This window comes from Caulobacter sp. CCUG 60055 (genome assembly GCF_022750545.1).
Taxonomy (GTDB): domain Bacteria; phylum Pseudomonadota; class Alphaproteobacteria; order Caulobacterales; family Caulobacteraceae; genus PUIC01.
On the sequence record NZ_PUIC01000016.1, the window covers coordinates 166399 to 191962 of the forward strand.

Below are 25564 nucleotides of genomic sequence, written 5' to 3' on the forward strand. Positions count from 1 at the left end.
GCCTCAGGGTTTGATGGTGACGAAGTTGAGGCCGCCCTGGCTCCAGAGGTCCTTGAACATCTGGGTGGCGTCGAGCTGGTCCTCGTCGAAGCGGCAGAGGAACAGGAACTGGCCGGACCAGACGATCTGGGCGCCGGCGGCGGGCGCGGTGCTGAACTGGATCGCGCCGTAAGGCCCGATGGTGAAGGCGGTGGTCGCCGCGCCGCCGACCGTGACCGTCGGCTGGGTCCAGATCACCGCCACCGGCTCGACGAACGGCGACGGCGAATTGGCGCCGACGGTGCGGTTGAGCTGGAACCCGATCCGCAAGCCGTCGCCGACGCCGCCGCCGCCGCCCCGGCGGCCTCGTGGGCGATGCGCTTCAGCGTCGTCGCCGCCGACAGGGCGAGGCTCTTCAGCGAACCGGCCTCCTCCGCGGTCGTCCGCACGGCCACCCCGGTCGCCGTCGCCGCGGTCTTGGCCTGCTCCCCGAACAGCCAGGCGCGAACGCCGGACACCCATTTGCCCATCATCGACAGCAAGCCGCCCTGCTCCGCGGCGGCGCGTTGCTGCGCGCCCGCCACGGTCGCCGCGGTCTTGCCGGTCTCGACGCCGAGCCAACGGGCGAGCAGGCCGCGCCAGCCAGTGATGGTGACCGCCTCCGCGCCGGCTTCGACGCCCTTCCGCTTGGCCGCCTCGGCGCCGGCGGTGGCGGTCTGCAGCAACTCGCCGGCGATGAAGCTTTTGACGCGCTTTTCGATCACCTTGATGGTGTCGTTGAGGATCTGTTGTCCGATCTTCTGCAGCATGCCCTGCAGAGTCTCGGTGCCCTTGATCATGCCCTGGACGCCCTGGCTGACGGCGTCCACCCAGGGTCCGACAGCGGCCTCAGCGTTCGCCTGCTGCTGCTTTGCCGCAGCCTCCTGCTCCTTGGCCCGATCGATTCGTTCCTGGGCGAGTTTCTTCTCAACCTCGGCCGCACGCTTCAGCGCCTCTTCCCGGGCCCGGATTCCTTCCAGGTTTATCCGGCTGAGCTCGACCTCATGCGCCTTCTTCAGCTTTTGAATCTCACGATCGATGTCCTCGATCGCATTCTTGTCGCCGTTGTACAGGCGACGCTTTTCCAGAAGGATCGCCTCCTGCGCCGCGAGGTCGGCCTTGGCGTTCTTTTCGGACATCCGCCTTTCCCTTGCCACCGCCCTCCTTGGCGGGCTTGGCCTTGGCGGGCTTCAGCTTCGTCTCGACGATTATGTTCCGGACCTTGTTGCTGGTCTCCACGCCCTGGGCGATGCGGTCGCGGGCCTTGCCGACCGCGCCGCCGACCTCCCCGATCATGCTCTTGGCGCCGTCGACCACGTCCTTCTTGATCTGGGAAAGGCCGTTGCGGATGTCCCCGGCGATCGCCCCCCAGTTCAGGGTCAGCACGTCCTTGATCACCGTGCCCAGCATCTTGAAGTAGTCGAGGACGACCTGGATCTCGGTCTTCACGAACGTGAACGCCGTTCGGAACCCGCCGACGAACAGGTCGATGGCGGCCCGGACCATCTGGAACCGGATGATGATGCTGCCGACGAAGGCGGCGATGATCTCACGTACGATGTTGAAGGCGACGCCGAGGCCGTCCATCACCGTCTTCATCGCGCCGCTGTGCTTGTAGCCGTCGATAAGACCGCCGATCAGCTTGCCGATCCAGCCCATCAGCATGCCGACGACCTGTCCGACCACGCCGAAAACGGCCGCGAGGCCGTCGAACAGAGTGTGGACGAAACCGCCCTCCTTGCAGCTCTCGACGAAGCCCGCGACAAGCTTGCCGACCCACTCGACGATCTTGGTCATCGCCGGCGCCAGGGCGTCGGTCATCACGCCCTTCAGGCTCTTCATCGCCGCGTCGCTCTGCTCGAAGGCCTTGTTCAGCGCCGACCCCTTGCCCTGGCTTTCGGCCATCGACCTGCCGAAGTCCCAGATCGCCCCCGCCGCGCCGACCGCGCCCTGCAGCACCATTCCCCAGCCGGGGATCATGCCCGCAAGGGCGGTCGCGCCGCTGGCCGCCTTGCCGGCGATGCCGGCGAGGCCATGCGCGCTCTTGGCGGCCTTTTCGGCGACGCCCGCCAGCGCCTGCCCTCCGGCCGCGCCCGCTCGCGCTATGCCGGACAGCGGGCCGTGGCTGTTGGCGGCCTTTTCGGCGAAGGCCGTAAAGCTTCGTGCGCTGCCGGCGACCTTTTCGGCCAGGGAGCTGAAACTCTCAGCGCCCCTCTGCACATTGCCGGCGATCTCCGCGACCTCCTTGACCAGGGTCTGCGACTTGGTCGCCAGCTCGCCGATAGCGGCCGACGCCGCCTTGGCGTTCACGCCCGTCTCCTTCATCGACATGGCGTTTTCAAAGGCGGCCTTCAGGTCGGCGCCGGCGGCCTTCATCCCGTCAAAGTGCTGCTTGACCCCGGCCGCCGCGGTTCCAATCTCGGAAACGTCCGCGCCGATTTTGATCAGAACCTTGCTGTCGGCCATCACCCGCTCCACTAGAGAGCGCCCTGGCGAACCCCAGGGCGACGCTTCGATCAGAGTTTCAACGTGTTCCGGGGCGAGACCGGCCGGGACACGAGCGTGTCCAGGCCGGCCGCTTTCGTGAACGGCCTATCCCCAGCCCCCCGGGGCGACGGCCTGCATGTCGGCGATGAAGTCGCCGATCTCGGCCGGCGTTTCACGTTTGGGCTTGTTCAGGCCCAGATAGGCGGCGACGGCGATGTGGACCGGGGGACCGAACTCGCGCCAGTGGTCATGCATCGCATAGTAGCGACGCAGGCCCCAGCCGGCGCGAATCCGGTCCCACGACCCGCCCTCGCAGCCCGCGGCTACGAGTTCGGCGACGATGCCGTCGAAGTTTCCGTCGAACGGTCGTCCGCCGGATCGGCCGCCGCCTCGTCCTCCCCCGGCTGATAAGCTCCGGACTGGACGAGCAGATCGTTGAAGAAAGGCCGCAATCCGTGGAACTCGGAGGTCTTGAGGGTGTGCTTCAGTTCGACCGGGTCGCGGTCGGTGGCCACGGCCACCACCTCGACCATGGCCGACATCGCCTGCATGAAGGCCTGGCCGTCGAAGGCGGTCTGCACCGCCTCGATATGGGGCCAGGCCCGTTCAAGCCGCTCGAAGGTGTCGAGGTTCCCTTCGACCGGCTGTCCGCCAATGATGACCTTGGCCATCGGATCAGGCCGTCGCCGTCTGCGACCAGGTGAAGACGCGCCCCGTGCCGTCGTCCTGGGCCTGGAAGTCGATCTGCGGCACCAGGTAGTCCTCCTGCTTGAACGGCAGGGTCAGCTTGGTCGAGGTGCAGCACAGCAGGGTGAGCACCGAGGAATTGCCCTTGGTGGTCGAGGACAGCACCAGCTGGAAGGTCGGCATCGAGCCCATGATCGGGTTGTTCACGGTCAGGGTCTGGCCGTTGACGGCGTCGCCGTAGAGGTAGTTGAACGCCACGGCCTTGCCGCTGTCGCCGGCGGCGAAGGTGTAGACCCCGCCGACGCCCAGCGAATACTGGCCGGTGCTCGGGTTGGAGGCCACCTGCTTCAGCGGCTGGCCGTTGGAGGCGTAGAACACCCCGAGGTCCTGCTTGAACGTGGCGCCGTTGGCGGCGGTCACGGTGTAGGGCGTCGACGCCGGCACCACGCTCGCCTCGTTGAACGCCTGGACGTTCTGGCCGGCCGCGACGGTCTGGCCGAAGAACAGGGCGTTGTAGATCGCCAGGTTGAGCTGGCCGAAGCTGGCCTTGCCCTCGATCTTGACCTTGCCCCGCGCCACGTCGAGCGGGAACGAGTTCTGGCCGTACAGGGCCTTGGTGTCGCCGGAGAAGTCGACCGACACGTCCTGCACGGCGCCGAACGCCACCGGGGCGCCGCCGCCGACCGGCGTGAAATAAAGATTGCCGACGCCGAACTGATATTGCTTGGCCGCCATGCCTAAAGCTCCTTCGCAAGCGCGCTCTTCAGCTCTTCGAGCTTGTCGAGCAGGTGGTTGTAGGCCTCGGTCGCGCGCGACACGGGGCTGTCGTGGATGTGCCGGCTGATCCAGTCGGCGACCGCCCGCTCCAGGCGCTCGACCGGCGCCGGAGCGCGGACCGATCGTCTGGAGGCAGGCGGATTGGCCGCGGCCGCCGGGGCGGCCTCGGGCGCTTCGTCGCTCATCGCGTTCTCTCCTTGTCGTGAAGCGTCGCCCGCAAGGGCGCGGATCAGGGCGCGAGCAGCCTGATCGGCACGATCATCAAGGCCTGGCCGTCGAGATCGCCGGGATCCTTGAAGACCTTGCCGTCGATGAAGCAGTGGTGGACCAGCCCGCCGAGGGTCTGGCGCTCGTCGGGCGCGTAGGGCGGCGGCGCCAGCGCCGCCTCGACCGCGTCGAGGATGGCGTTGTTCGCGCTGGCGGGCGTCGCCGCCGGATCCGCCCCCGCCCGGTGGTAGACCACCCACGACGCCGTCAGGACGCGACGGTAGGGCAGACCGGGCTTGGACTTGATCTCCTCGTCATGCTCGGCCTGGCACAGCGCCGGCTGGGCGGCCAGATCGTCCCAATGACGCAACCGCCGGGCGCGGTGCTCGAAGCCGGTCCCCGCCCCCCAGCGCACGTTTGCCGACAGGGCGAACAGGGCCGCGAACAGCGTTTCGCGATCCGACGTCATGCCGCGCCTCCGACCTGTCGGCGGACCGCGTCGACGGCCGCCTGCCCAAGGGTCTGCGTCATCTCCGCGGCGGCCTCGTCCAAGGCGAGCCGCAGATAGGGCCGGGGCGGAATCCGCGATCCGGGATGCTTCACCGAGGCGGCGAACACGGGCTTGCCGCCGATCATGAAGGCCAGGGCCTTAGCCTTCACAGGCAGGATTTCATGCGGCGGGGTCTGGCCGCCGTATTCCTGGATGGCCGCATACTTGACGCCCTGGGAGAACACCCGCGCATAGGTCTCCTCCCCCCCGCCCGCCACGTCGCTGGCGATGGAGCGCGCCAGGGCGCCGGACCTGATCTGCAACACCTCGCCGGACAGCTTGGCGCGGACGCGGCTCTCCAGCGCGGAGGCGACCAGGGCGATCTTGTCGCGCACCGCCGCCTGGACCACGGCCGGCATGGCGTCGAAACCGCGCCCCACCGCGTCGATATTGTCGGACACGTTGAACATCCAGCCCTCCGCCTAGCCGGCCACGCGGCGATACGGCGCCAGCATCGCCGCCGCCGCCGCGTTCATGTCTCGCTGGGAAAAGGCCACCACCTCGCCGACGCCGCCGGACAGCGACTTCGAGACCTGGCCGATGCGGTCGCGGCGGCGGAAGGCCTCGCCGACCAGCTCCACCACGGCTTGGGCCACCGCGACCGGCGGCGCGGCGTAGCCCGCCGTGTAGCGAACCGTGACCGGCGACCGGTTCGGAAACGCATCGCCGATCAGCGCCAGCGTCTGCCCCTCGAAGAGGAAACCGTCCCTGCCGCCGGCGGGATCGGCCGGCTGGTTCACCGTCCGCCCCTCGAACGTAACGTCCAGCACGGAGACGATGGGATAGTGGCGCAGCACCATGATCTGGCCGCCGGTCCCCAGGCGGGTCTCGACACGGTCGGCCAGCAGGAGGTCCCGCTCCAGATAGTCGGCCACAAAGCCGGACGCCGCCGTGATCAGGCCGGCCAGCAAGGCGTCGCTGGCCGTGCTCTGGGCCATGTCCGGCAGCCAGGTCTTGACGGCCGCCAGGGTGGTAAGGTCGCCCGTCGCCATCGCGCGCGCTCCTCTTCGGATCGACAGGAAAGGCCCGGCCGGCGCCCGTGCGGGAGCGCCGGCCGGCCGCCGGCTCAGCCCTTGGCGATGTTGGTGATCACGCCCACGGCGAAGGGCGCGTAGACCGCCAGGGTCTCCTCGGCGTAGACGCCCTTCTGGCGCTGACGCGTCGTGATCGGCCAGTCGATCTGGTAGTAATCCTGGCGGACCTTCACCTCGGCGACGTTGGGCGTCTCGCTGTTCTGGTATTGCAGCGGCAGGTCCTCGCACCAGCCGAGGATGGTGCCGGGCGGCAGGTTCGGGTGGATCTTGATCGGGATCTTCACCCCGCCGTCCAGCAGGAACGGGTTGTAGTAGAAGTCGATCATGCCGCTGGCGGTCATCTGATAGCCGCCGTCAGCCGGGGCCTGATAGTACTGCAGCAGCGAGCTGGTGCCGGTGCTCAGGCACTTGTCGGTGATGTTCCGCAGCTGCTGGCTGTTGACGTACAGCACGGTGGGCGACACTTGCGAGGCGTCCCACATCGCCTGCAGCATGTCGTCGATCTCGTTGACCGAGCCGCGGCCCGAGGCGGTCAGGGTCGTGCCGACGCCGGCGGCCCCGGCCGACAGGCTCTTCACATAGGCCCCCGAACCGGCCTTCAAGGCGGTGGTCAGCAGGCCGTCGAAGGCGGTGGCGTTGGTCGAGCAGTCGGCGCTGACAGCGCTGGCGGGCTGCCCCGTCCCGGCCAGGGGCGCAGCGAAGACGGCCGAGTTGATCGTGGTGATCGCCTCCAGCTTCTCCGCGCCGGCGAGGCCGACGAACCAGGCGTAGCCGACCGCGCCGACGACCGGCGCGACGGTCGCCGCCAGGGTCTGCCCCGACGTCACCGCCTGGGTGGCGTTGGCCGACCGGTTCGACGAGCCGCCGTTCAGGGTGAAGGTCTTGCCGTCGGCGCCGGTCACGGTCTTCGTCGTGGCCACGCCGCCGGCCAGGCTCGAATGCTTGAAGCCTTCGATGCTGAGGGCGACGACGATCACCGAATAGGTGGCCGCCGGCAGGCTCGCGCCGGTTCCGGCGGCGGCCAGGGTCGGGGCGGCCGGCGCGCCGAGGGCCAGGCTGTTGTTGCCGCCGAGCAGCGCCATCTCTTCCTTGAGCATGGTCTTCTGGAGCAGACGGATCGACATGGTCGCCTGCACGTCCTCGAACGACTTGCCGGCGTTGATCGCCTCGAAGGTCGCCGAATCCTCCTCGCCGATCGTGCGGTAGAGGGCGGCGCGGTCGGCGGCGACATAGTTCATCTGCCCGGCGCGTTGGCCTTCCGGCACCCATCCGATGGAGTCGAAGCCCGAGCCGGAAAGGCCGGTGATGGTCTTCCAGTTGGTCGCCGCGCCGACGCCGCCGCCGACCCGCGGCAGGCGGTTGCGGATCGGCGTAGCCGCGGGGAACAGGTTCTTGGCCGGCGCCTGCAGGTCGTAGGCGACCAGGCCTGTGGCGGTGGAGATCGATTTCTCGATGCTGTTCGGATCGACGCCGGCGGCGCTGAGCACCGAGCGGGCGATGTCCTCGGACGGGTTGGACAGGGAATCGACGACCGCCTTCTTCAGGTCGGCCGATTGCATCACGTGCTGCATGGATCGTGCTCCTTCCGGGGCATTAAAAAAGCCGCTCTCAGGCGGCTTGGATGCGAACGCCCCGCGAGGCGGTCGACAGGTCGAAACGGTTCGAAGGGTCAGCCCAGCGGGATCGGCTGCGACAGCGCCGCCTTGGTGAGCAGAAAGGCCCGCTCCTCGGGCGTCATGTCGTCCAGCGCCCTGCGCACCGCCTCGGCGCTCAATCTCGCCCCGACATGGCCGGCGGCGTCCTCGCCCTTGCCGACCGCCTTGGCGAAGGCCCCGCCGGCGGTGCGGGCCGGCAGCGGCGTCGCCTTCAGCCGGGCCAGTTCGCGGGCCTGCTCGTCCAGCCGCGCGGCCAGGGCTTCGATGCGCGGCGCCGTCTTGGCCAGGGCGTCGGCGAGGCGGCGATTGTCGGCCAGGACCTTGGCGTGCTCCTCGGCGAGGTCATCGTCGGCTTCCTCCGCCGGGTCGAGGGCCGGATCGGCCTGGGCGTCCTCGGGAGCATGATCGCAGTTGGCCGGGTCGCATCTGGCCCCCAGCAGGACCAGCTGATCGTGCGCCGCCTGGATGGCGTCGAGCTCGAGCCCCTCGGCGGCGCTCGACGCCGGCGCTTCCTCCGGCGTCGACGGCTTGGACTGGGCGGGCTTGGCGGCCTGCGCCTGCGGCTCGCCCTTCGGCGGACCGGCCTTGGGCGGCGCGGCCTCCGCCGCCTTGACCAACCGCTCGCGCGCCCGCACCACGAAATCCTGCCAGCGCGGCTTGCCCGCGGCCTTGGCCAGTCTTTGAGCCTCGGCGCGAACCGCCTCGTTGGTCGGAGCATAGGGCATGCGTTGGGTCCTCGTCTGATCGGCTTTCCACAGGTCGATGACCGCCTCGGGATTGCACGGGCGGTCGACCAGGCTGATTTCGTTGAGCTTGAGCGCGGTGATGCGGCTGCGGTCGTCGGGGTCGCGCGCCAGCACCTTGCCCCCGATCGAAAAACCCTTGTAGACGCCGGCCCTGACCTTGCGGATCGCTACGGGATCGACGATGTGGGTCTCGATGCGGGTGACGCCGTCCTCGTCGACCTCGGCGCCCAGGGTGGTGCCGGCCGCCGACAGCTGGTGCATCTCGCGCACCGCCCCGAAGGCCAGATAGTCTGGCAACGCCGCCTTGATCGCTTCCGGCGAGACCGTCTCGCCGGCCTCGTCGCGGGCGCCGGTCGAGGCGATCCCGAACACCCGGATGGTGCCGTCGTCCAGTTCCTCGACCTTGGTCAGTTCGCCATAGAGCTTCATGCGGGGGTTCCTTGCGCTTCGGGAGATGAAGGCTCGCTGGACGGGCCGGCGGGGACCTCGGCGGGCTCGGGCGCAACCAGCGGCAAGAGCACCGAACCGGCGTAGACGCGAGCCTCGTCGCCGCCCTCGACCGGCTTCAAGCCGCGCCGATGACGCACTTCGTTGATGGTCGCGGAGCCGTTGCGCAGATCGCGGTCGTCGATTTCGGATTGCACGCCCGGCTCGACCTCACGGCCGTCGTTCCAGCCCCATTCGAGGTCGGCGAAACCCAGGTCGTCCTGGATCACGCCGTCGGCCACCCGCTTCCACCACAGTTTCAGCGGCTCCAGCCCCTCGGCCTGGCCGCGCGCCTCGTCGGTCTCGGCGGTCGAGCGGTTCATCTGGCGCACGAACGGCGTCGGCGGCAGGTTGAAGCAATAGGCGACGATGCGGGCCAGCCACTCGTCGAATTGATCGGTGAGCGGGCTGTCCTTGAACGCCTGATACGAGGTCCCCGCCGGCACCCACACCGCCTTGGAACGCTCGGCGGCGTTTCCGGACAGGCGGGCGTCGAACCAGGTCTGGAAGGTGGCGATGTTGTCGGCCGTCCACCCGTCCGGGGCGTTGAGGATGCCCGAGGGGATGTTGCCCTCGGTGAAGTAGGACAGCTGCGCCGCCTGTCGCCGCAGGATCATGTTGATGGTGACGATGATCTGCTCGACCGGGCCCAGACCGTAGAGGTGGCCGGGGCGCGGGTTGCGCGGCGCGTAGATCAGTTCGTCCGCCGTCAGTTCCGTCCAGACCTGTCCCTTGATGACCTGCTGGAAGGCCGGCAGGGGCGGAAACGGCCGGCGGCCGGTGTCGTCGACCAGCACCTTGACCGTGTCGCCGGGCACGACGTCGAGGCCGATCAGGTCTCCCGCCCGGTTCCGCCGCCGCTCGAAGGCCGGGGCGTCGAGGGCCAGCAGGTCCTCCAGGGCCAAGCGCAGCCAGCTAGCGAAGGGCGTGACGCCGTCGGGACGCCGCCAGAAGGCCTCGACCGTTCGGATTTGGGCGTCGCGCTCGCCGGCCTGGTCCGGGGTGGCGTCCCTATGCTTGATGGTCCAGGACAGCGCCTCCATCTGGTCCTTGCGGGTCTCGATGGCCAGGCGCACGGCCTCGACGTTGGCGAAGGCGCGAAGCTGGGCGAACCCGAACGGCTCGGACGATCGCGGCGTGTAGACGGTGTTCTCGCCGACCGCGAAGTCGACCAAGCGCACCGGCTGCGGATCGGGCGCCGGAACCGGCAGGCCCGGCGAGAACAGCCCCGCCGAACCGAAGCTGGATCGGCCCGTCACGGCGCTGTTCAGGCGAAAGCTGAGCGAGGTGCGGACACCGCCGGATGGGGGCATGGCTCTTTTCCTTGTCCTTGTCGCGTCGCCGGCGCTTTGCGCCTTGTGAATTCAATGCAGAGACGAGTAAGTTCCATCACTCGCCCAAAAGGCGGGTTCCGGGGGCGGAATGGACGACAGGTTTTTGACCCTGACATTGGGCGTCGCGATGGTCGGCGTCATTCTGGCGCCGCTCGCCGGGGTCGCCCTGCTCATCCGTCTCCATTCCCGTGGAGCGCCCGAGCGGGCTCTCCGGAAGACTCTTCGCGAACAGGCGAACGCCGCCCAGCGAGTTCAGGATCAGGAACGGGCCGCCAAGGAGGCGGCGTTCCCGAACGAATACGACGGCTGGACGACCTTCGTGTCACCCTACGACCGGAGTTTTCTCGGCCTCGACTTCACCAACGAACTTGTCGCCCTGGGCGTCTATGGCGAGGCGCAGCGCTATCCGTTTTCGGCCCTGCGCAGCGTCGATCTGGTGCGCGACGGCGCGGCCGTCACCATCCACCAGCAACAGCCCTGGACCGACCTGCTCGCCACCAGCGAATGGCAGCAGTATCGACAGATCGTCGGCGCCCTGCGCTCGCCCACCTCGACGGTGCAGACGGTGCGCGAACTGTCGCTCAAGGTTGTCGTCCACGACCCGCGACGCCCCGTCCGGCACGTCTGCTTCTTCGACGCCCAGAACGCGTTCGGCGTCGAGGACAAGACCATCGCGCCCATCATCGAACAGATCGACACCTTTCACGCCTACCTGCTCAAGGCCCTGCATCAGGGGCGGCCGCCGGCCGAGGCCGCGCCGCCGTCAACCGCCGGCGGCCAGGCCGACGCCCTGAAGACGCTGTGGGACCTGAAACGGGCCGGCGCCTTGTCCGAAGAAGAATTCACTTCAGCCAAAGCCCGGCTGCTCGCCGCCGGCTGACCAACAGGTTCGCCCCATGACCATGTCGCCCCAAGACTACGCCATCGAACAGAAGATCCAGACCGCCGGCCCCAAGACCGGCCTGGCCTACCTGCTGTGGCTGCTCCTCGGCCTTGCGGGCGGCCACAGGTTCTATCTGCAACGCCGCTGGTCCGCCGCCGCCATGCTGGCGCTCTTCGTCGTCTCTATGGTTTTTGCCCGAACCGACCGGCTGACGGCCGCCCATTACGTCCTCATGCCCGTCATAGTGTGGTGGTTCGTCGATCTCGCGCTCATCCCCTGGCTGGCCCGCGACAGCCGCGACAAGATCCGCCGCGAAATGACCGCTCATCTCAGCATGATCGCCTCGACGGCCCAGGCCGGCGCACGCCCGCCCGGCTCCGTCGCTCCGCAAACGCCCATCGTCTCCAACAGATCGCCGCCGCCGTCCTCGTCCATCGTCGACTGATCCTGTTCAGCCCTCCGCCTCGGCCCGCCGGCGGGCCAGCTCGAACACGCCGCCGCCCCTCATGGGCGCCAGGTGGGCGTTGAAGGCGCGGCTGGTGCTGTCGGCGTCGTCGTCGTGACGGCCGTCGGGAAAGGCCTCCAGCGCCTCGAACCAGGCCTCGTTCCAGCCGCCGCGCAGCACGAAGACGTTGCCGGCCTCGGCCTGGGCCGAGAACGGCCCGAACCGGGTCTGTTTGTCGCCGCTCTCCACCGTGGCCCGCGCCGTGAACCCCTCCAGCAACCGGATCAGCGCCTGCCCCTGGGCCTTGCCGGCCTGGCCAGGGTCCTGGGGCAGGCTGATCTCGACGCCGGCCCCGTCCTGGACAGCCGTGTTGCGGATCAGGCTTTCGACCTTGGCGGGCGTCTCGCGGGCCCGGACATGGTCCAGCACGAAATAGCGCCCCTCGCTCGACCGCCCGATCTTGGTCCCCGCGGTCCAGTCCGGATCGTTGGTCTCCATCTTCGGCGTGCCGGCGAGGTCCCAGCCGCGGACCACGTGCAGCCCGGCCGGCGCGGCCTCGACCATCGGACACCACCCCCGCCGAAACAACAGGCCGGCGGCCGGCTTGATCTTCCAGTTGCCGCCCAGCAACCGCTCGCGCTCCACCAGCGGCAAGGCCAGAAGGTTGGCCAGATAGCCCGGATCGGCCGTGGTCAGCGCCGTGTTGTCCTCCAGGCGGGCCGGCACGAAGGTCGCGGACTTGGGCGAGCATTTCGGATGCTCGCGCCGCAACGCCTCGGCGCTCCCGGCCCAGACCAGCCGCTCGCCGACGCGCGCGAACCAGCGCAGCACCCCCGCGCGCTCCGGAATGGGCAGGCCGCTGTCCGGGTCGATCCACCAGCGCACGAAATCGGCGACCCAGCTCTCGGCGTCGGGATTGCAGGTCGCCCGGATGTAGGGGCGCACGCCGCAGGTCGAGCGGTTTCGCGAGACCATGTACCAGAACTGTCGGGCGCTGAAATGCGTCAGCTCGTCGAAGCAGATCAGCGGAATCTGCGCGCCCTGCCAGTCGAGCACGGTCTTGTCGTGCTCGAGATGTGAAAAGCGGACGCTGGCCCCGCTGGGGAAGCGCCAGCTGAGCTGGGTCTCCAGCGACCGCCCGCCAAGGAACGGGTAGAGCCGCCCGCTTTCCTCCCAGAGGCCGCCCTCGTTGCGGACCTGCACCGTGGTCCGGCGGAAGACCACCGCCGAAAAGCCGTTTCGGCCCAGGTGGCGCAAGGGCTCCATCAGCAACGCCCAGGTCTTGCCCCCGCCCGCCGCGCCGCCATAGACGGCGATGTCGGCAGGGCTGGCCAGGAACAGCGACTGCGGGCCCGGCTGCGGGCGGATGACGTCGGTGTGGCGATCTGCACGTCCGATGATGCCGACCTCCCTCAACTCTTGTCGTCGTCGCGTCCGTTCTCGGGCAGGGCGAAGACCACCACGGCGCCTGGCGCGCCCTTGGCGCCGGCCTCGACCTTGACCGCATCGCCATACTTGCGCGGCGCCAGGCGCGCCGACGCCCACTTGCGGGCGTCGATCCGCAGGCGGTCGCGGGCGGCGTCGCCGCTCGAATCCGCGCCGTCGGCGATGTCTACGATCTCGTCGGCGAGGGCGTCGGCCTGAGCTTCCCGGGCGCGAGCGTACTGCTCGGCGAAGGCGGCGTCGGCCGCCAGCCAGGCGAACACGGTGCTGGCCGCCGGCATCTGCGGATCACGGCAGACGCTTCTCAGGCTTTCGCCCTCGACCAGCCGTTCGCAGATGCGCTCGGCGATGCGGCGGGCCAGGCGTTTCGGACGCCCGTCGGCGCGGGGCGAACCAGAGTTCATCCGCGTCTCCGTCGATGAATGGAGACGGCCACGCCATGTCGATGGAAGGCCGAAAAACAAAACGCCCCGGCGAAGGCTCGGGGCGGCGTCGGACGCACTTGGCGACCGTGTTTATTTATACCCATTTCCGGCCCTCAGGTCAAGATATGGTATGTCGTCGCGATCGGTTTCGAAGATCGTCGCCCAGCCAGGAGAACCATGATGTCCGATGAAGCCCGGACCGCCCGCCCGCCCGTTTCGGTCGAGGATCGCGGGCTCGGCGGCCTGCAGATGCTGGTGACGGCCGGGGCGGCGCGCTTCGTCGCGGACGAGGACGTCGCCCTCGGCGGGCTGGACCTCGGGCCCAATCCGCACGAACTGGTGGCCGCGGGGCTGGGCGCCTGCACCACCATGACCCTGAGGCTCTACGCCCAGCGCAAGGGCTGGCCGCTCGGCCGGGTCGACGTCTCCGTGACCTGGGAGCGCCAGGCGGCCGCGACGCCGCCCGACCGGTTCCACCGCCGGATCGTCATCGGCGGCGCCCTGGACGCGGAGCAGGTGACGCGCCTGCTGGAGATCGCCGAGAAGTGCCCCGTGCACCGGCTGCTCACGGCGGGCGCCGCCATCGACACAGCGATGACGCACGACCCGGCGGCTTCGGGCGGCTAGCGGCTAGGCCGCTGCGCCGATCAGGCTGATGGCGCCGACCAGTTCACGCGAATCGAACGGCTTGTTGATGAACACGGCGTCGCGATAGTCGCCGTCGAGGCCCGCGGCGCCGTAGCCGGTGGCGAACAGCACCGGCACCCCGCGCCTGCGCAGGACGTCCGCGACCGGAAACGACGGGCGGCCATCGAGGTTGACGTCCAGGATGGCGAGGTCGGCCTCGACCGTCTCGGCCATCTCCAAGGCGGCCTCTACGCCGCAGGCCACGCCCACGACGACGTGCCCCATGTCGGCCAGCACGTCCTCCATCAGCATGGCGATCATGATCTCGTCCTCGACGAGAAGCACGTTCAGCGCCCCCGACGGCGTCGCCCCAAGATCCACCGCTCAGCCCTCTTCCGCGATCGGCGCCTCGAGGACGCACTCGACGCCCTGAGGATGGTAGGTAACACGCGCCGAGCCTCCGAGTTCCGTGGCGAGGCCCTTTTCGATCAACCGGGAGCCGAAACCCTTGCGCGTCGGAGGCGTCACTGGCGGACCGCCGCTCTCGCGCCAGGTCAGGTGAAGACGCCGGCCCTGTTTGAACCAGCTGACAGAAACCTCGCCCGTCTCGCCCGACAAGGCGCCGTACTTCACCGCGTTGGTGGCCAGTTCATGCAGAGCCATCGACAGGGACACCGCCGTCTTGGGCGACAGGCGCACCTCCGGCCCCTCCAACTCGAACCGATTGCTCTGCTGGTTCGAGTGCGAGGCCACCACCACGGCCAGCACCTGCTGCAGATCGGCGCCTTCCCAGTTCTCGGCGGTCAGCACGTCGTGCGCCTTGGCCAGCGCGACCAGCCGGGCGTCGAACGCGGCGCGAGCCTCGTCGAGGTTCCGCGCGTTGCGGAAGGTCTGCATGGCCACCGCCTGCACCATGGCCAGCGAGTTCTTCACCCGATGGTTCAGCTCGTTGACCAGCAGCCGCAGATGCTCCTCGCTGCGCTTGCGCGCGGTGATGTCCAGGGTGGTGCCGGTGACGCGGACCGCGACGCCTTCCTCGTCGAACACCACTATGCCCCGCGCGGCGACCCAACGCTCGACGCCGTCGCAATAGCCGAAGATCCGATACTCGATATCGTATTCGTCCCGCCGCGCCGGGTCGGTCGCCCGGCGGAACCGGTCGCGCACGGCCTCGCGATCCTCGGGGTGGATCATCTCGACCATGTCGGCCAGGGTCATCTCGACGCCCAGGGGCACGTCGAACATCTGATGGCAGCGGTCGGACGCCGACAGCCGCCGGGTGGTCAGGTCGAGGTCCCAGGCGCCCAGATCGGTGGCGGCTATCGCCAGGGCCAGTTGATGTTCGGCCTCCGACCGCACCAGGATCTCGCGTTGGGCGGCGTGGTGCCGGCTGGCGTTGTCCATGGCCACGGCGGTCTGGCGGGTGAGCACGACCAGGGCCTGCTCGTCGACGTCGGCGAAGGCTTCTCCCGCCGGGCGCGCGAGAATCAGCGCCCCGATCAGCCGCCCGGCCTGAGACAGCACCGGCGCGGCCACCCCGCTACGGACGGGGAGCTCCTTCTGCAGGGCGGCCAGGAACGACCGCCTGTCGCGTCGCCGCGCCTCGGCCGGACTCGCCGTGTCGATGCGGATCACCTCGCCGCGGAACAGGGGTTCGAAAGCCGTCCAGCCGGCGGCCTCGATCAGCTCCGCCGCCAGGACGGCGTCCACCCCGCTGGCGGCCGACACGCGCAAGGGACCGCCTTCTCGGCCGCCCCCGGCGACAAGGAATATCCCGACCTCGGCGCCGGTCAGCTCGCGGCCCGCATCGGCCGCCGTCTGCGCCAAACCGCCGACGTCCAGCTGCCCCGCGAACCGTGCGGCGGCGTGGTTCAGCAGCTCCAGCCGCCGCTGATGCTCGATCAGGGCCAGGTCGGCGCGGCGGCGCTCGGTGTTGTCGACGCCCTCGATGAAGACGCCCACCACGGCGTCGTCCCGCTTGATCGGCTGAAGGACGAAATCGAGCCAGCGCTCCTCGATCCGCCCGTCCGCCGGACGGCGCAGCCCCAGCGCCATGCCCTGCCCGACGAACGGCTTGCCGCTGGCGAACACTTCGTCGAGCAGCTTCAGGTAGCCCTGGCTCTCCAGTTCGGGGAGAACCTCGCGGATCTCGCGGCCGACCACGTCGCGGCCGCCCAGCAATCGCAACGCCGGCGGGTTGACCAACTGGAAGGCGTGGTTGGGGCCGCGCAGCACCGCCATGTAGCTGGGCGCCTGATCGAACAGCTCCTGCAGGAACGCCGCGTCGAGGGCCTGGCGGCGTTCGGCCTGACGCGCGGCGTCGCGCTCGCGGGCCAGCTCGGCGTTCAACTCCAGCAGCCGCTCCTCGCTGTCGCGCAGCCGCTCGGCGTCCGTCCGTTGGCGGGTGACGTCGTCGAAGATCGCCAGAACGCCGCCGGGCCGACCATCCTCGCCTTCGACGGGGGAGATCGAGCAGCGCAGCCAGGTGACGCGGTCGAGGACGTCGCGCACGGCGATCAGCATGCGCTCGCCGCCTTCGACGGCGGAACCGGTCTGCGCCCGTCGCACGGCCGACCCGACCTGCTCCCAGACATCCTCCAGGCCGTCCCCGGCCCGCCGCCCCATCGCCGAGCCCGCGCGGGCCCCGCCGACCATGCGGGCGAAGGCGTCGTTGTGCAGCCGGGTCAACTCGCCGCCCCACCACAACGCCATCGGCTGGCCGGCGTTGAAGATCAGGCGGACGCCGAACCGCAGCTCCTGCGGCCAGATTTCGGGCGGCCCCAAGGCGGTGGCGGCCCAGTCATGCGCGCGCGCGAGCTTGCCCGTCTCGCCGCCGCCGGCGAGGAACCGCGGGTGATCGTAGATCGCGCCATCCATCGCCCGGACACCCTAGTGCGAAGTCGATCCGGGGGGAAACCATCTTGACGGGAATCCGCCCATGCCGAAGCGAGCGCCAAGCGTTACAGGGGTTGTTCAGCCGAACAGGTAAAGCCCCTCCCCGTCCCCCTGCGGCGGATGGGCGGCGTAGCTGGCGTGCGCTTCCCTCGCGCCGCAGCGGCAACGGAAACGACGCCCCGCCGCGGCTTCGCTCGGCCACTGGGTCCGCCTTGGTCCGAACAGGGTCTGCGGATCGAAACTGGCGCTCGCGCCGCAGCGCGCGTTGAAACAACGGACGACGAGATAGGCGGCCGGGGCCGGCGCGACGGATGAGGCTGCGGACATGCGCCGATAGTGGCCGGATTCGGCGCGGCCTCGCCAACCCCTCGACCATCGCCCGACGCGATTCTCCACAGCGTTCGGGCCGGCCGGCGTCGGCAGCGCCCCGGGGGAACTTCAGTCATCCTTGGAGAAATGCGCGCGCCAACGCCCAGGCGACGGGCGGCCGCGCTCTTGGTCGCTACGTGCGAACGTCCATTCGGGCGCGCTTAGGCGCGATCGCGCGCCAGCCGATAGACGCCCAGAGGCGTCGCCCTCTCAGGCGAACGCCTCCTCGCGACCATTGAGATCAATACCTCAAGGGCTGTCGTCGTCAGCCCTTCAAGCAACTCGACGAGAAGGCTTTATAGGTGGTCTTGGACTTGTCGGCCGCCGACATGGCGTTCCACTTGGAGGCGCAAGCCTTCATCTTGTTGTTCTGCGAGTTTCCGCCAGCCGCCGGAGCGGTCGCGGTGGGCGCCGGGGCGGTGGCGGCCATGGCCGTCTTGCCCGACATGCAGTCGCTCGAATAGGCCTTGTAGGTGGTCTTCTTCTTGTCGGCCGCCGACATCGCCTTCCAGCTGGCGGCGCAGGTCTTCATCTTATTGGAGCCGCTGTTCGCGCTCTTGGTCGCGGCGGCGGGCGCGGCCGTCGTCGCAGGCGCGGCGGTGCTTGTCTTGGCCGGCTTGGCTGCGGGCGCAGCCGTGGTCGCGGATTGCGCGGCCAGGACCGGAGTGCTGACGATCGCAGCCGCGGCTGCAGCCAGTAAAAGCAGGCGCATTAGTCTCTCCTCTTGAGTTACCCCCCGGAAACACGAGCCTACTCGGACTGGAACCAACCGCCAAGAGCGCGTCATGGGACCGCGCCGCGACCCGACATTTGTCATGGATCGCTTTGCGGAACCTGGCGTTGATATCCTCGCTGACGAACAGACGAGGGGCGGCCATGCGGACTGTTTCCATAAGACCCTGGGGCGCGCCCTTGCTGGACGCGGCGCGACGGCATCAGGCGGACTGCGACTGCTGGATGTGCGCGTCGCGGCCGCGCGCCTGGTCGAGCGCGCGCCGGCCCAGGGACGGTCAGGACGATCGCGACGCGTCCGCCCGGGCGTGAGGTCGCCGCCACGGCGCTTGGGCCGCCTATTGCGCGTGGGGCGCGGTCGGAAACTCCGACTTGGGCAGATGCCCGACGCCCTCGCTGCGCGGCCGCAACAGGTAATAGCCGACCACGCCCACGACCACGGCTGTCGCCAGACCGCCGAGGAACCCGCCGCTGGTGCAGAACCAGACCGTCAGGAACGGCAGGATCACCGCCAAGGACCACATCGTCCATCGGATCAGTTGATTGAAATGATGGTAGGTTTCCGCGTGGGCCGGCAGATCGACTTCGCTCGCCGTATGCACGTCTTCAGCCATGACCGGGCTCCCCTTGCATGGGCTTGACTGGAAAACGGGCGCCCCGCGCCAAGGTTCCCGCGCCGGCGGCCGCTCGACCTGAAACCGTCGTGTGCAATAGGGTCGAACGCGCCCCGTGTTCCTGGAGCCCCTGGATGAAGCCTTCCCCGGCCCTGCTCGCCCTGAGCGTCGCCCTCGCCGCCAACCTCGCTCTCGGCGGGGCCGCCTTGTCCCAGGGCTCGCGCACATCGGCGCCCGCCGACGCGGCGCTGAGCGCGCTCAAGCCCGGCCAGTTCATCTGGAGCCCGCAGGTGGCGCCGGACGGCCCGCTGGTCGTCCTGGTCGACCTGCATCTGCAACAGGCCTACGTCTACCGCAACGGCGTGCGGATCGGCACGACCACCATCTCGAGCGGCCGCAAGGGGCATGAGACCCCCACCGGCGTGTTCACCATCCTTCAGAAGGACGCCGACCACCGGTCGAACAAGTACAACAACGCCGCCATGCCGTTCATGGAGAGGCTGACCTGGGACGGCGTCGCGCTGCACGCCGGGGGCCTGCCGGGCTATCCGTCCAGCCACGGTTGCGTCCATCTGCCGATCGCCTTCGCCCGGGAGCTGTTCGCCGCCACCAAGACCGGCATGACGGTGGTCATCGTCGATGGCGCCGCCGCGCCGCGGCTGGAGGCCAGCGCGGTGATGACCGCCTATGACGCCAAGTCGGGCGAGCGCCTGCCGCAGGAGACCGGCCTGGCGGAAGGGCAGAGCTATCGCTGGCGGCCCGACATCGCTCCCAGCGGGCCGGTGACGGTGATCATCAGCGGCGCGGATAGGCGGGTGGTGGTCAGCCGCAACGGCAAGGAGATCGGCCGGGCCCGACTGAAGGTCGAGGGCGACGCGCCGCTGGGGACGCACGCCCTGGTGCTGATGGACGGCGCCCAGCCCGGCGAGAACCCGTTCCTGCCCGGCCGCCCCAACCCCAACTGGATGCATCTCGACCTGCCGGGCCCCGGCGACGCCGCCGGAACCCCGCCCGATCCGGCCATCGTCTCGCGACTCAGCGTCTCGCAGGATTTCGCCAGACTGGTGTTCGACATCCTGCGCCCAGGAGCCACCGTGCTGGTCACCGACGACGCGATTCTGCCGCAGACCAGCGGCCAGAGCCTCAAAATTCTGGACGTCGGCACGAAATGAACCCGCCCTGCCCGCAGTCGGGCACGAAAAATGCGGCCTCGATCAAGAAAATGGTCGCCCCGCCCTTGCATCCCTCGCGAATGGGCTTATTTCACGCCCTGCCCTTCTTGGGCGTTTCCTCCCTATGACTTCAGGCCGCGCCGGCGACGGCGCGGCCTTTTTTTCAGCTGGCGAGCCGGTCGATCAGTTGCACGACCCGCTCGGTCAGATAGGGCTTGGGCAGGAAGGCTTCGGGCATGTCGCCGGCCGGGGGACATGTCTGCCCCGAGGTCAGCACGACCCGCAGGTGCGGGCGACGGCGACGGGCGATGCGAGCCAGGGTCAGGCCGTCCAGCGCGCCCATGTTGATGTCGCTGAACAGCACGACCACGTCGTCATGGGATTCCAGCACCGCCAAGGCCTCCTCGCCGCTGTCGGCCTCCAGCACCTCGTAGCCGGCGTCGGCCAGCGCCGTGGCCGCCACCGCGCGCGTCAGCACCTCGTCGTCGACCACCAGCACCACCGCCCGGGCTGGCCTCGCGCCCGCGCTTTCCGAGGTCCGCTCGCCGCTTTCGATCATCGCCGATCGCCTTCGCCGTCACCGCCGCGCCGGACACGGCCGGATCGCGACGACGATCGGGCGCCCAAGGGCGTCCGAACACCATGCCGAGGTCGAAGGTCCGAAAGAGAGAACCTGTCGATCGGCACGACATAAATTCGGTTAAGCCCCTCGCAGTTCCGCGTCATATGACCGCAACTACTGCCGAGGGCCGACGATGTACCAAAAATGCGACAGGTCGCGAAGTAGAAGGCGCTTCCAATAGTTAATGGGCGCGTGGGGCGGCCGCCTGTCGACGTTCGCGCTCCGGCGCGCTCGGGGGGATGAGCGCGTCAGCCGCGAGGTCCGGACGGCCGCCCGGCTTGAAGGCCTCGCCAAGAGGGAAGGAACCTCGGGGCGGCGCCACGTCCGTTCAAGCCCGCTCAGAGTGCCGCGCCGACGGGCGGGCGGCCATGGCGCGACCGCCCGAAATGGGCGCCTGGCCGATCAGGCCTCGGGCTGCGCAGTTCAGGCCGCCAGAGCCAGCAGCGAGTCGATCACGCCGCCTTTGTCGGGCGCCCCGTCCGAGGGATTGAGCAGACCGGCGAGTTGAGCGCGAGCCCGGTTGACCCTGCTCTTGATGGTGCCCACCGCGCACCCGCAGATCTCGGCCGCCTCCTCGTAGGACAGCCCGGCGGCGGCGACCAGAATCAGCGATTCCCGATGATGGGCGGGCAGGCTGTCCAGGGCCCGGCGCAGGTCCTCCAGCTGGGCCCGCCATTCCTGCACGGGCTCGCTCCTCAAGGTCGCGGCGTAGGCGCCGCTCGGGTCGGCGACCTCGCGCTGGCGCTTGCGGGTCATGGTGTAGAACGTGTTGCGCAGGATGGTGAACAGCCAGGCCCGCAGGTTGGTGCCGGGCGTGAAGCTCTCCCTGTGGCTCCAGGCCTTGATCAGGCATTCCTGCACCAGATCGTCGGCGTCGGCCGCGTTGCGGCTGAGCGACTGGGCGAAGGCGCGCAGGTGGGGAATCATCGCGACGACGTCGTCGCGCCACGTATCGGTCTTGTCTTCGGCCCCGCGAACATCGTTGGTGTTCGACATGCTTCGGCTCCTCGGGATTTCCTTGGATCGGCCGGCGTCAACCAGCAGGCGAATTGCCTTAACTAATGCCGGAGCGCCCCCGACGTTCCGAGATTTCCGGGCTCGGCGGAGGAGCCGCAGCCTTCCGGCCCGCGCGCCGGCCGCCGATTTCCGCTTGCACGGCAACGACCTTCGTTGAACCTTGCCCTCTTCGAAAAAGTCCTGAAAAAGAGTCGCAAAAGCGTGATCGGCGATGTCGTCTCCACAGTCTCGGATCGGATCGAAACCGATCGCCTGACGCTCTCGCGGCACCGCCTGGACGATTTCACCGACAGCCTGTCCATGTGGTCGGACCCCGAGATCGCCCGCCATATCAGCGGAAGGCCCTCGACGGCCGAGGACGTGTGGTCTCGCCTGCTGCGCTATGTCGGCCATTGGCAGGCGCTGGGCTACGGCTACTGGCTCATCCGCGAGAAGGACACCGGCCGTTTCGTCGGCGAGATCGGCTTCGCCGATTTCAAGCGCGAGATCGACCCGCCCTTCGACGGCGCGCCCGAGATGGGCTGGGCCCTCTGCTCGTGGGCCCAGGGGCGCGGCTACGCCTTCGAGGCCCTCAACGCCGCGCTAGACTGGGGACGGGCGCGGTTCGACGGCGCGCATGTCGTCTGCATGATCTCGCCCCTGAACGCGCCCTCGATCCGCCTGGCGGAGCGGGCCGGTTTCCGCCGCTACGCCGAGACCGACTACAAGGGCTCGCCCACCCTGCTGTTCCGGCTCTAGGGTCCGTCAGCGCCGCTCGCCGGCGGTGGCGTCGCGGGCGGCCTTGAACTCGGCCCCCGCCTTCCATTCCGGCCAGTCGCGCGATTGCGCCAGGCCGCGGCCAAGATCGTACAGCACCGACACGGCCTGCACCTGGCCGCCCATGTCCCAGTCCGGGCTCCATTCGTCGCCGGGCTGGTGATACTTCTGCGCGTTGTAGGCGTTGCGCTTGGCCGCGCCGACCGCCCGGCCGCCGACGACCAGATCGTCGCCCATCGAGAAGGACAGGGCCGGCACGCCGCGCTTCGACAGCGAGAAATGGTCCGACCGATAGAAGTGCCCGGCCTCGGGCGAAGGGTCCGGCGTATAGGCCAGGCCGTGCGCCACGCCGACGGCGATCAGGCGGTCGAGCAGGTCGTTCTCGGCGCCGCCGAACGTACTGATGTCGCGCGTGCGCCCCCAGACGCCCAGCATGTCCATATTGACGTCGCCGACCGTCTTGCTCAGCGGATAGATCGGATTCGCGGCGTAATACTCAGATCCCAGAAGATATTTTTCCTCCGCGGTCACGGACATGAAAACCACCGTCCGCTCGGTGCGCGGCGCGGCGGCGAACATCCGGCCCAACTCCAACAGGGCGGCCACGCCCGTCGCATTGTCGACGGCGCCGTTGTAGATGCGGTCGCCCCTGGCGTCCGGCGCGCCGACGCCCAGATGGTCCCAGTGGGCCGAATAGATCACCGTCTCGTCCGGCCGCTTGGCGCCGGTCAGCCGTCCCAGGACGTTGTGACTGACGATCACCTTGTGATCGACCGCATAGTCGGCCGACAGGCTGGCCCCCGCCAGGACCACCGGCTTGAAGCCGCGGGTCTGGGCCTGCTTCTTCAGGGCTTCGAAATCGAGGCCGGAACGCTTGAACAGGTCGACGGCGACGTCGCGCTGGACCCAGCCCTCCAGGGTCGGGTGCGTCCTGGCCGGGTCGGGCCGCACGATGTCGAACTGGGCGTTGGTGTTGGAGTTCTTCACCGTCTCCCAGCCATAGGAGGCCGGCGCGGTCTCGTGGACGATCAACACGCCCAGGGCGCCCTGACGCGCGCCCTCCTCGAACTTGTAGGTCCAGCGGCCATAATAGGTCATGGCCTTGCCGCCGAAGTCGCCCTGGCCGGTCTCGAAGTCCGGGTCGTTGATCAGCACGACGGCGATCTTGCCCTTCAGGTCGACGCCCTTGAAGTCGTCCCAGCCCCGCTCGGGCGCCTTGACGCCATAGCCGACGAAGACCAGCGGCGCGTCCTTGATCGCCACGCGATCGACATTGGTCTGGGTGGCCCGGATGGCGATCTGCTGACCCTGGGCCAGGGGATCGGCGCGGCCGCCGGCGGTCAGGTCGAGCCGCAGCGGCCCACGGATCTCGAACCGGGCCAGGGGCACGTCCTGCGTCCAGGCGCGCTTTCCGTCCTTGATCTCGCCGCCCGGCTCCAGGCCCGCGGCCTCCATCTGCTGGATCAGGTAGGCGATGGTCTTGTCCTCGCCCGTCGTCGCCGGTCCCCGTCCCTCGAAGGCGTCCGAGGCCAGCACCTTGACGTCGGCGGTCAGCCGCGCCGGATCGGGGATCGGCTGGGGCGCCGGCGCAGCGGCGGCGAGCAACGGCGCGGCGGCCAGGGCGGCGAGGAGGAGCTGTTTCATCGGGAAGGCCTTACGCGAAACTGGAACCGACCCTACCGCCCCGCGCCCGGCAGCGCCAAGCGCTAGGCGGCGTAACTTCGCCGGGGGCGGATCGCCGCGCGGACGGGAATCGGCGCAGGATGCAGTCGTCATGGCCGTTTCCTTCGAAGGCTTCCCGCGCGTCCTGGAGCGATCCGCCCTGCGGCCCGGCCGCTGGTTCATCGCCGCCGAAGGCCTGCGCCCGATCCTTTGCTTCGCCACCGACGTGATGGAAGGCGAGCATCAGCTGGCGCTGACGCTGGGCGCCTCGCGCCCTGAGCTGCTCGACGTCGAGGCCGCGCCGATGGCGGCCCTGGCCGGCCCCTTCGCGACGGTCGAGGACGAGCTGGTGTTCGCTCCCGGGCTCGACGCGCAAAAGCCGGTGCTGGCCGCCCCCGCCCGGCGGACCTTCCGGACCGGGGCCCTGCTGCGGCTTCGCAACGGCGACCTGGGCATGGCGTTCGCGGCCCCGGTCAGCGGCGAACGGGCCATCGTCTCCCTGGTTTCGGGCCTGAGGATCGAGAGCTACGACCTGGTGTTCGAGCGCTGGTCGCTTTCGCTGCGCCGGGGCGGCGCCCAGACCCTGATCGGCGTTTTCCGGCCGACCCACGCCGCCCTCGCCGAGGAGCGGCGCGCCTAGCCGGCGTCAGGCGTGGATGCGGACCGGCAGAGTTTCGTATCCCTTGACGAAGCTGGAATAGACCCGGCGCGGCTCGCCCAGCACCTCGATCGACTTGAACCGCTTGAGGATCTCTTCCCAGATGATCTTGAGCTGCAGCTCGGCCAGTCGGTTGCCGACGCAGCGGTGGATGCCGAAGCCGAACGACAGGTGCTGGCGCACGCGCGGACGCTCGATCCAGTAACGGTTCGGGTCCTCGATCACCTCCTCGTCGCGGTTGCCCGAGACGTACCACATGATGACCTTGTCGCCCTTGCGGATGGTCTTGCCGCCCAGCTCCGTATCCTGGGTCGCCGTGCGGCGCATATGCGCCAGCGGGGTCTGCCAGCGGATGGTCTCGGAGACCATGTTGGGGATCAGGTCGTGGTTCGCCGTCAGCAAGGCGTACTGGTCGGGGTTCTGGTTCAGGGCCAGGACGCTGCCGGTGATGGTGTTGCGCGTGGTGTCGTTGCCGCCGACGATCAGCAGGACGAGATTACCCAGATACTCCATGCGGTCCATGTTCCGCGTGGACTCGCCATGGGCCAGCATCGAGATCAGGTCGCCGCGCGGCGGCGCGTTGACGCGCTCGTTCCAAAGCCGGGTGAAATAGTCGACGCACTCATAGAGCTCGGCCCGGCGCTGGTCGTCGGACTCGACGATGCCGCTCTCGGGACTGGCGGTCGCCACGTCGGACCACCGTGTCAGCTTGCGTCTGTCTTCCCACGGAAAGTCGAACAGGGTCGCCAGGGTCATGGTCGTCAGTTCGATCGAGACCTTGTCCACCCAGTCGATCTCCTCGCCGACGGGCAGGCTGTCGAGAATGGCCCCAGCCCGCTCCCGGATGATCGGCTCCAGCGCGGCGAGGTTTGGCCCCGCGACGACCGGGCTGACCACCTTGCGCTGGGCGTCGTGCTTGGGCGGGTCCATGGCGATGAACATAGGCAGCTGGAAGTCGTCCTCCGGGTCGGCGATGGTGATCGCCCGCTCCGAGGAGAACACCGCCGGATTGGTGTCGACGGCCATGATGTCGTTGTACCGGGTCACCGACCAGTAGGGCCCGAACTCGTGCTCGGTCTGCAGGTGGACCGGCGCCTCTTTGCGCAGCCGCTCGAAATAGGGCCACATGGAGTCGGTCCGGAAAAGTTCCGGGTCCGCGACGTTGATCTGGTCTAGAGGCAACGAATAGGCCCTGGCCCTCGCCGCCGCCTGCACATCAAAGGCGTCGTCCATCGCGTCATCCTCCAGCTCGGCTTCAAACGG

At 69.1% G+C, this 25564-nt stretch carries 29 protein-coding genes; 6 read left to right on the forward strand and 23 right to left on the reverse strand.

Annotated features, from left to right (window positions below; all coding sequences use genetic code 11):
• Positions 1-3: 3 nt before the first annotated feature.
• The 13 genes from C5708_RS18190 to C5708_RS18250 form a co-directional block, all read right to left on the reverse strand.
• Positions 4-309, reverse strand: coding sequence for a DUF2460 domain-containing protein (locus C5708_RS18190; protein WP_242923297.1), 306 nt, complete (start codon positions 307-309; stop codon positions 4-6).
• Positions 234-1157 carry a hypothetical protein gene (locus C5708_RS18195; protein WP_242923298.1) on the reverse strand — a complete coding sequence of 308 codons (924 nt, stop codon included), beginning with the start codon at positions 1155-1157 and terminating at the stop codon, positions 234-236. Before C5708_RS18195 ends, C5708_RS18190 begins: the two co-directional genes overlap by 76 nt.
• Complete coding sequence (locus C5708_RS18200) at positions 1048-2484, reverse strand: hypothetical protein (protein WP_242923299.1); 1437 nt, start codon at positions 2482-2484, stop codon at positions 1048-1050. The genes C5708_RS18195 and C5708_RS18200 overlap by 110 nt, the downstream gene beginning before the upstream one ends.
• Positions 2485-2610: 126 nt before the next feature.
• Positions 2611-2760, reverse strand: coding sequence for a hypothetical protein (locus C5708_RS18205; protein ID WP_242923301.1), 150 nt, complete (start codon positions 2758-2760; stop codon positions 2611-2613).
• A gap of 68 nt (positions 2761-2828) precedes the next feature.
• Positions 2829-3176: a hypothetical protein gene (locus C5708_RS18210; RefSeq protein ID WP_242923303.1), complete on the reverse strand. Its 348-nt coding sequence runs from the start codon at positions 3174-3176 to the stop codon at positions 2829-2831.
• A 4-nt stretch (positions 3177-3180) separates the two neighbouring features.
• Positions 3181-3927 carry a hypothetical protein gene (locus C5708_RS18215; RefSeq protein ID WP_242923305.1) on the reverse strand — a complete coding sequence of 249 codons (747 nt, stop codon included), beginning with the start codon at positions 3925-3927 and terminating at the stop codon, positions 3181-3183.
• 2 nt (positions 3928-3929) lie between these two features.
• On the reverse strand, positions 3930-4154 hold the full coding sequence (locus C5708_RS18220; RefSeq protein ID WP_242923307.1) for a hypothetical protein: 225 nt from the start codon (positions 4152-4154) through the stop codon (positions 3930-3932).
• A gap of 44 nt (positions 4155-4198) precedes the next feature.
• Positions 4199-4645, reverse strand: a complete 447-nt coding sequence (locus tag C5708_RS18225) for a hypothetical protein (RefSeq protein ID WP_242923309.1) — start codon at positions 4643-4645, stop codon at positions 4199-4201.
• The gene (locus C5708_RS18230) at positions 4642-5136 is read right to left on the reverse strand and encodes a hypothetical protein (RefSeq protein WP_242923311.1); all 495 of its coding nucleotides are present in this window, start codon (positions 5134-5136) and stop codon (positions 4642-4644) included. The genes C5708_RS18225 and C5708_RS18230 overlap by 4 nt, the downstream gene beginning before the upstream one ends.
• Before the next feature lie 12 nt (positions 5137-5148).
• Positions 5149-5718, reverse strand: a complete 570-nt coding sequence (locus C5708_RS18235) for a hypothetical protein (protein WP_242923313.1) — start codon at positions 5716-5718, stop codon at positions 5149-5151.
• A gap of 74 nt (positions 5719-5792) precedes the next feature.
• Complete coding sequence (locus C5708_RS18240) at positions 5793-7331, reverse strand: hypothetical protein (protein ID WP_242923315.1); 1539 nt, start codon at positions 7329-7331, stop codon at positions 5793-5795.
• Positions 7332-7429: 98 nt separating this feature from the next.
• Positions 7430-8590, reverse strand: a complete 1161-nt coding sequence (locus tag C5708_RS18245; RefSeq protein WP_242923317.1) for an HK97 family phage prohead protease — start codon at positions 8588-8590, stop codon at positions 7430-7432.
• Positions 8587-9960 (reverse strand): phage portal protein, encoded by a 1374-nt coding sequence (locus tag C5708_RS18250; protein ID WP_242923319.1) that lies wholly within the window; start codon positions 9958-9960, stop codon positions 8587-8589. The genes C5708_RS18245 and C5708_RS18250 overlap by 4 nt, the downstream gene beginning before the upstream one ends.
• 124 nt (positions 9961-10084) lie before the next feature.
• Here C5708_RS18250 and C5708_RS18255 point away from each other — a divergent pair, with 124 nt between their 5' ends.
• Together C5708_RS18255 and C5708_RS18260 are read left to right on the forward strand one after the other, a co-directional pair.
• Positions 10085-10861, forward strand: coding sequence for an SHOCT domain-containing protein (locus tag C5708_RS18255; protein WP_242923321.1), 777 nt, complete (start codon positions 10085-10087; stop codon positions 10859-10861).
• A 16-nt stretch (positions 10862-10877) separates the two neighbouring features.
• Positions 10878-11309: an NINE protein gene (locus tag C5708_RS18260; protein ID WP_242923323.1), complete on the forward strand. Its 432-nt coding sequence runs from the start codon at positions 10878-10880 to the stop codon at positions 11307-11309.
• A gap of 6 nt (positions 11310-11315) precedes the next feature.
• Here the strand turns inward: C5708_RS18260 and terL are convergent, their stop codons facing one another.
• The gene (gene terL / locus C5708_RS18265; protein WP_242923325.1) at positions 11316-12725 is read right to left on the reverse strand and encodes a phage terminase large subunit; all 1410 of its coding nucleotides are present in this window, start codon (positions 12723-12725) and stop codon (positions 11316-11318) included.
• Positions 12722-13156 (reverse strand): hypothetical protein, encoded by a 435-nt coding sequence (locus tag C5708_RS18270; RefSeq protein WP_242923327.1) that lies wholly within the window; start codon positions 13154-13156, stop codon positions 12722-12724. The genes terL and C5708_RS18270 overlap by 4 nt, the downstream gene beginning before the upstream one ends.
• Before the next feature lie 201 nt (positions 13157-13357).
• Between C5708_RS18270 and C5708_RS18275 the strand changes: the two genes are divergently transcribed.
• Complete coding sequence (locus C5708_RS18275; RefSeq protein ID WP_242923329.1) at positions 13358-13804, forward strand: OsmC family protein; 447 nt, start codon at positions 13358-13360, stop codon at positions 13802-13804.
• Positions 13805-13807: 3 nt separating this feature from the next.
• On the opposite strand, the gene C5708_RS18280 is transcribed toward C5708_RS18275, so the two are convergent.
• The 4 genes from C5708_RS18280 to C5708_RS18295 all read right to left on the reverse strand — a co-directional run bounded on the left by C5708_RS18280 (position 13808) and on the right by C5708_RS18295 (position 18414).
• A complete protein-coding gene (locus tag C5708_RS18280) occupies positions 13808-14185 on the reverse strand; it encodes a response regulator (RefSeq protein WP_347567031.1) in 378 nt (125 codons plus the stop codon).
• A 3-nt stretch (positions 14186-14188) separates the two neighbouring features.
• Positions 14189-16681, reverse strand: coding sequence for an HWE histidine kinase domain-containing protein (locus C5708_RS18285; protein ID WP_242923331.1), 2493 nt, complete (start codon positions 16679-16681; stop codon positions 14189-14191).
• A gap of 652 nt (positions 16682-17333) precedes the next feature.
• Complete coding sequence (locus tag C5708_RS18290) at positions 17334-17780, reverse strand: hypothetical protein (RefSeq protein ID WP_242923333.1); 447 nt, start codon at positions 17778-17780, stop codon at positions 17334-17336.
• Positions 17781-18138: 358 nt separating this feature from the next.
• Positions 18139-18414, reverse strand: coding sequence for an aa3-type cytochrome c oxidase subunit IV (locus C5708_RS18295; RefSeq protein ID WP_242923335.1), 276 nt, complete (start codon positions 18412-18414; stop codon positions 18139-18141).
• 134 nt (positions 18415-18548) lie between these two features.
• Between C5708_RS18295 and C5708_RS18300 the strand changes: the two genes are divergently transcribed.
• Positions 18549-19586 (forward strand): L,D-transpeptidase, encoded by a 1038-nt coding sequence (locus C5708_RS18300; RefSeq protein WP_242923337.1) that lies wholly within the window; start codon positions 18549-18551, stop codon positions 19584-19586.
• A gap of 163 nt (positions 19587-19749) precedes the next feature.
• Here the strand turns inward: C5708_RS18300 and C5708_RS18305 are convergent, their stop codons facing one another.
• Both C5708_RS18305 and C5708_RS18310 read right to left on the reverse strand, forming a co-directional pair.
• Positions 19750-20145: a response regulator gene (locus C5708_RS18305; protein WP_242923340.1), complete on the reverse strand. Its 396-nt coding sequence runs from the start codon at positions 20143-20145 to the stop codon at positions 19750-19752.
• Positions 20146-20631: 486 nt separating this feature from the next.
• Positions 20632-21204 (reverse strand): sigma-70 family RNA polymerase sigma factor, encoded by a 573-nt coding sequence (locus C5708_RS18310; protein WP_242923342.1) that lies wholly within the window; start codon positions 21202-21204, stop codon positions 20632-20634.
• 222 nt (positions 21205-21426) lie between these two features.
• On the opposite strand from C5708_RS18310, the gene C5708_RS18315 reads away from it, so the two are divergent.
• Positions 21427-21963, forward strand: a complete 537-nt coding sequence (locus C5708_RS18315; RefSeq protein WP_242923343.1) for a GNAT family N-acetyltransferase — start codon at positions 21427-21429, stop codon at positions 21961-21963.
• A gap of 6 nt (positions 21964-21969) precedes the next feature.
• On the opposite strand, the gene C5708_RS18320 is transcribed toward C5708_RS18315, so the two are convergent.
• Positions 21970-23625 carry a M28 family metallopeptidase gene (locus C5708_RS18320; RefSeq protein ID WP_242923344.1) on the reverse strand — a complete coding sequence of 552 codons (1656 nt, stop codon included), beginning with the start codon at positions 23623-23625 and terminating at the stop codon, positions 21970-21972.
• A gap of 130 nt (positions 23626-23755) precedes the next feature.
• Between C5708_RS18320 and C5708_RS18325 the strand changes: the two genes are divergently transcribed.
• Positions 23756-24283, forward strand: coding sequence for a hypothetical protein (locus tag C5708_RS18325; RefSeq protein WP_242923345.1), 528 nt, complete (start codon positions 23756-23758; stop codon positions 24281-24283).
• 6 nt (positions 24284-24289) lie between these two features.
• Here C5708_RS18325 and C5708_RS18330 read toward each other — a convergent pair whose 3' ends face one another.
• Positions 24290-25534, reverse strand: a complete 1245-nt coding sequence (locus tag C5708_RS18330; protein ID WP_242923346.1) for a cytochrome P450 — start codon at positions 25532-25534, stop codon at positions 24290-24292.
• Positions 25535-25564 lie beyond the last annotated feature (30 nt).

What these genes read in the sequence shown, in the direction of transcription:
- C5708_RS18270 (WP_242923327.1), bottom strand. Translation starts at nt 13,156, where the DNA reads ATGAACTCTGGTTCGCCCCGCGCCGACGGGCGTCCGAAACGCCTGGCC.
- C5708_RS18320 (WP_242923344.1), bottom strand. Translation starts at nt 23,625, where the DNA reads ATGAAACAGCTCCTCCTCGCCGCCCTGGCCGCCGCGCCGTTGCTCGCC.
- C5708_RS18300 (WP_242923337.1), top strand. Translation starts at nt 18,549, where the DNA reads ATGAAGCCTTCCCCGGCCCTGCTCGCCCTGAGCGTCGCCCTCGCCGCC.
- C5708_RS18215 (WP_242923305.1), bottom strand. Translation starts at nt 3,927, where the DNA reads ATGGCGGCCAAGCAATATCAGTTCGGCGTCGGCAATCTTTATTTCACG.
- C5708_RS18310 (WP_242923342.1), bottom strand. Translation starts at nt 21,204, where the DNA reads ATGTCGAACACCAACGATGTTCGCGGGGCCGAAGACAAGACCGATACG.
- C5708_RS18205 (WP_242923301.1), bottom strand. Translation starts at nt 2,760, where the DNA reads ATGCATGACCACTGGCGCGAGTTCGGTCCCCCGGTCCACATCGCCGTC.
- C5708_RS18200 (WP_242923299.1), bottom strand. Translation starts at nt 2,484, where the DNA reads ATGGCCGACAGCAAGGTTCTGATCAAAATCGGCGCGGACGTTTCCGAG.
- C5708_RS18330 (WP_242923346.1), bottom strand. Translation starts at nt 25,534, where the DNA reads ATGGACGACGCCTTTGATGTGCAGGCGGCGGCGAGGGCCAGGGCCTAT.
- C5708_RS18210 (WP_242923303.1), bottom strand. Translation starts at nt 3,176, where the DNA reads ATGGCCAAGGTCATCATTGGCGGACAGCCGGTCGAAGGGAACCTCGAC.
- C5708_RS18275 (WP_242923329.1), top strand. Translation starts at nt 13,358, where the DNA reads ATGTCCGATGAAGCCCGGACCGCCCGCCCGCCCGTTTCGGTCGAGGAT.
- C5708_RS18250 (WP_242923319.1), bottom strand. Translation starts at nt 9,960, where the DNA reads ATGCCCCCATCCGGCGGTGTCCGCACCTCGCTCAGCTTTCGCCTGAAC.
- C5708_RS18235 (WP_242923313.1), bottom strand. Translation starts at nt 5,718, where the DNA reads ATGGCGACGGGCGACCTTACCACCCTGGCGGCCGTCAAGACCTGGCTG.
- C5708_RS18225 (WP_242923309.1), bottom strand. Translation starts at nt 4,645, where the DNA reads ATGACGTCGGATCGCGAAACGCTGTTCGCGGCCCTGTTCGCCCTGTCG.
- C5708_RS18290 (WP_242923333.1), bottom strand. Translation starts at nt 17,780, where the DNA reads ATGCGCCTGCTTTTACTGGCTGCAGCCGCGGCTGCGATCGTCAGCACT.
- C5708_RS18230 (WP_242923311.1), bottom strand. Translation starts at nt 5,136, where the DNA reads ATGTTCAACGTGTCCGACAATATCGACGCGGTGGGGCGCGGTTTCGAC.
- C5708_RS18305 (WP_242923340.1), bottom strand. Translation starts at nt 20,145, where the DNA reads ATGATCGAAAGCGGCGAGCGGACCTCGGAAAGCGCGGGCGCGAGGCCA.
- C5708_RS18325 (WP_242923345.1), top strand. Translation starts at nt 23,756, where the DNA reads ATGGCCGTTTCCTTCGAAGGCTTCCCGCGCGTCCTGGAGCGATCCGCC.
- C5708_RS18240 (WP_242923315.1), bottom strand. Translation starts at nt 7,331, where the DNA reads ATGCAGCACGTGATGCAATCGGCCGACCTGAAGAAGGCGGTCGTCGAT.
- C5708_RS18260 (WP_242923323.1), top strand. Translation starts at nt 10,878, where the DNA reads ATGACCATGTCGCCCCAAGACTACGCCATCGAACAGAAGATCCAGACC.
- C5708_RS18285 (WP_242923331.1), bottom strand. Translation starts at nt 16,681, where the DNA reads ATGGATGGCGCGATCTACGATCACCCGCGGTTCCTCGCCGGCGGCGGC.
- C5708_RS18295 (WP_242923335.1), bottom strand. Translation starts at nt 18,414, where the DNA reads ATGGCTGAAGACGTGCATACGGCGAGCGAAGTCGATCTGCCGGCCCAC.
- C5708_RS18245 (WP_242923317.1), bottom strand. Translation starts at nt 8,590, where the DNA reads ATGAAGCTCTATGGCGAACTGACCAAGGTCGAGGAACTGGACGACGGC.
- C5708_RS18195 (WP_242923298.1), bottom strand. Translation starts at nt 1,157, where the DNA reads ATGTCCGAAAAGAACGCCAAGGCCGACCTCGCGGCGCAGGAGGCGATC.
- C5708_RS18220 (WP_242923307.1), bottom strand. Translation starts at nt 4,154, where the DNA reads ATGAGCGACGAAGCGCCCGAGGCCGCCCCGGCGGCCGCGGCCAATCCG.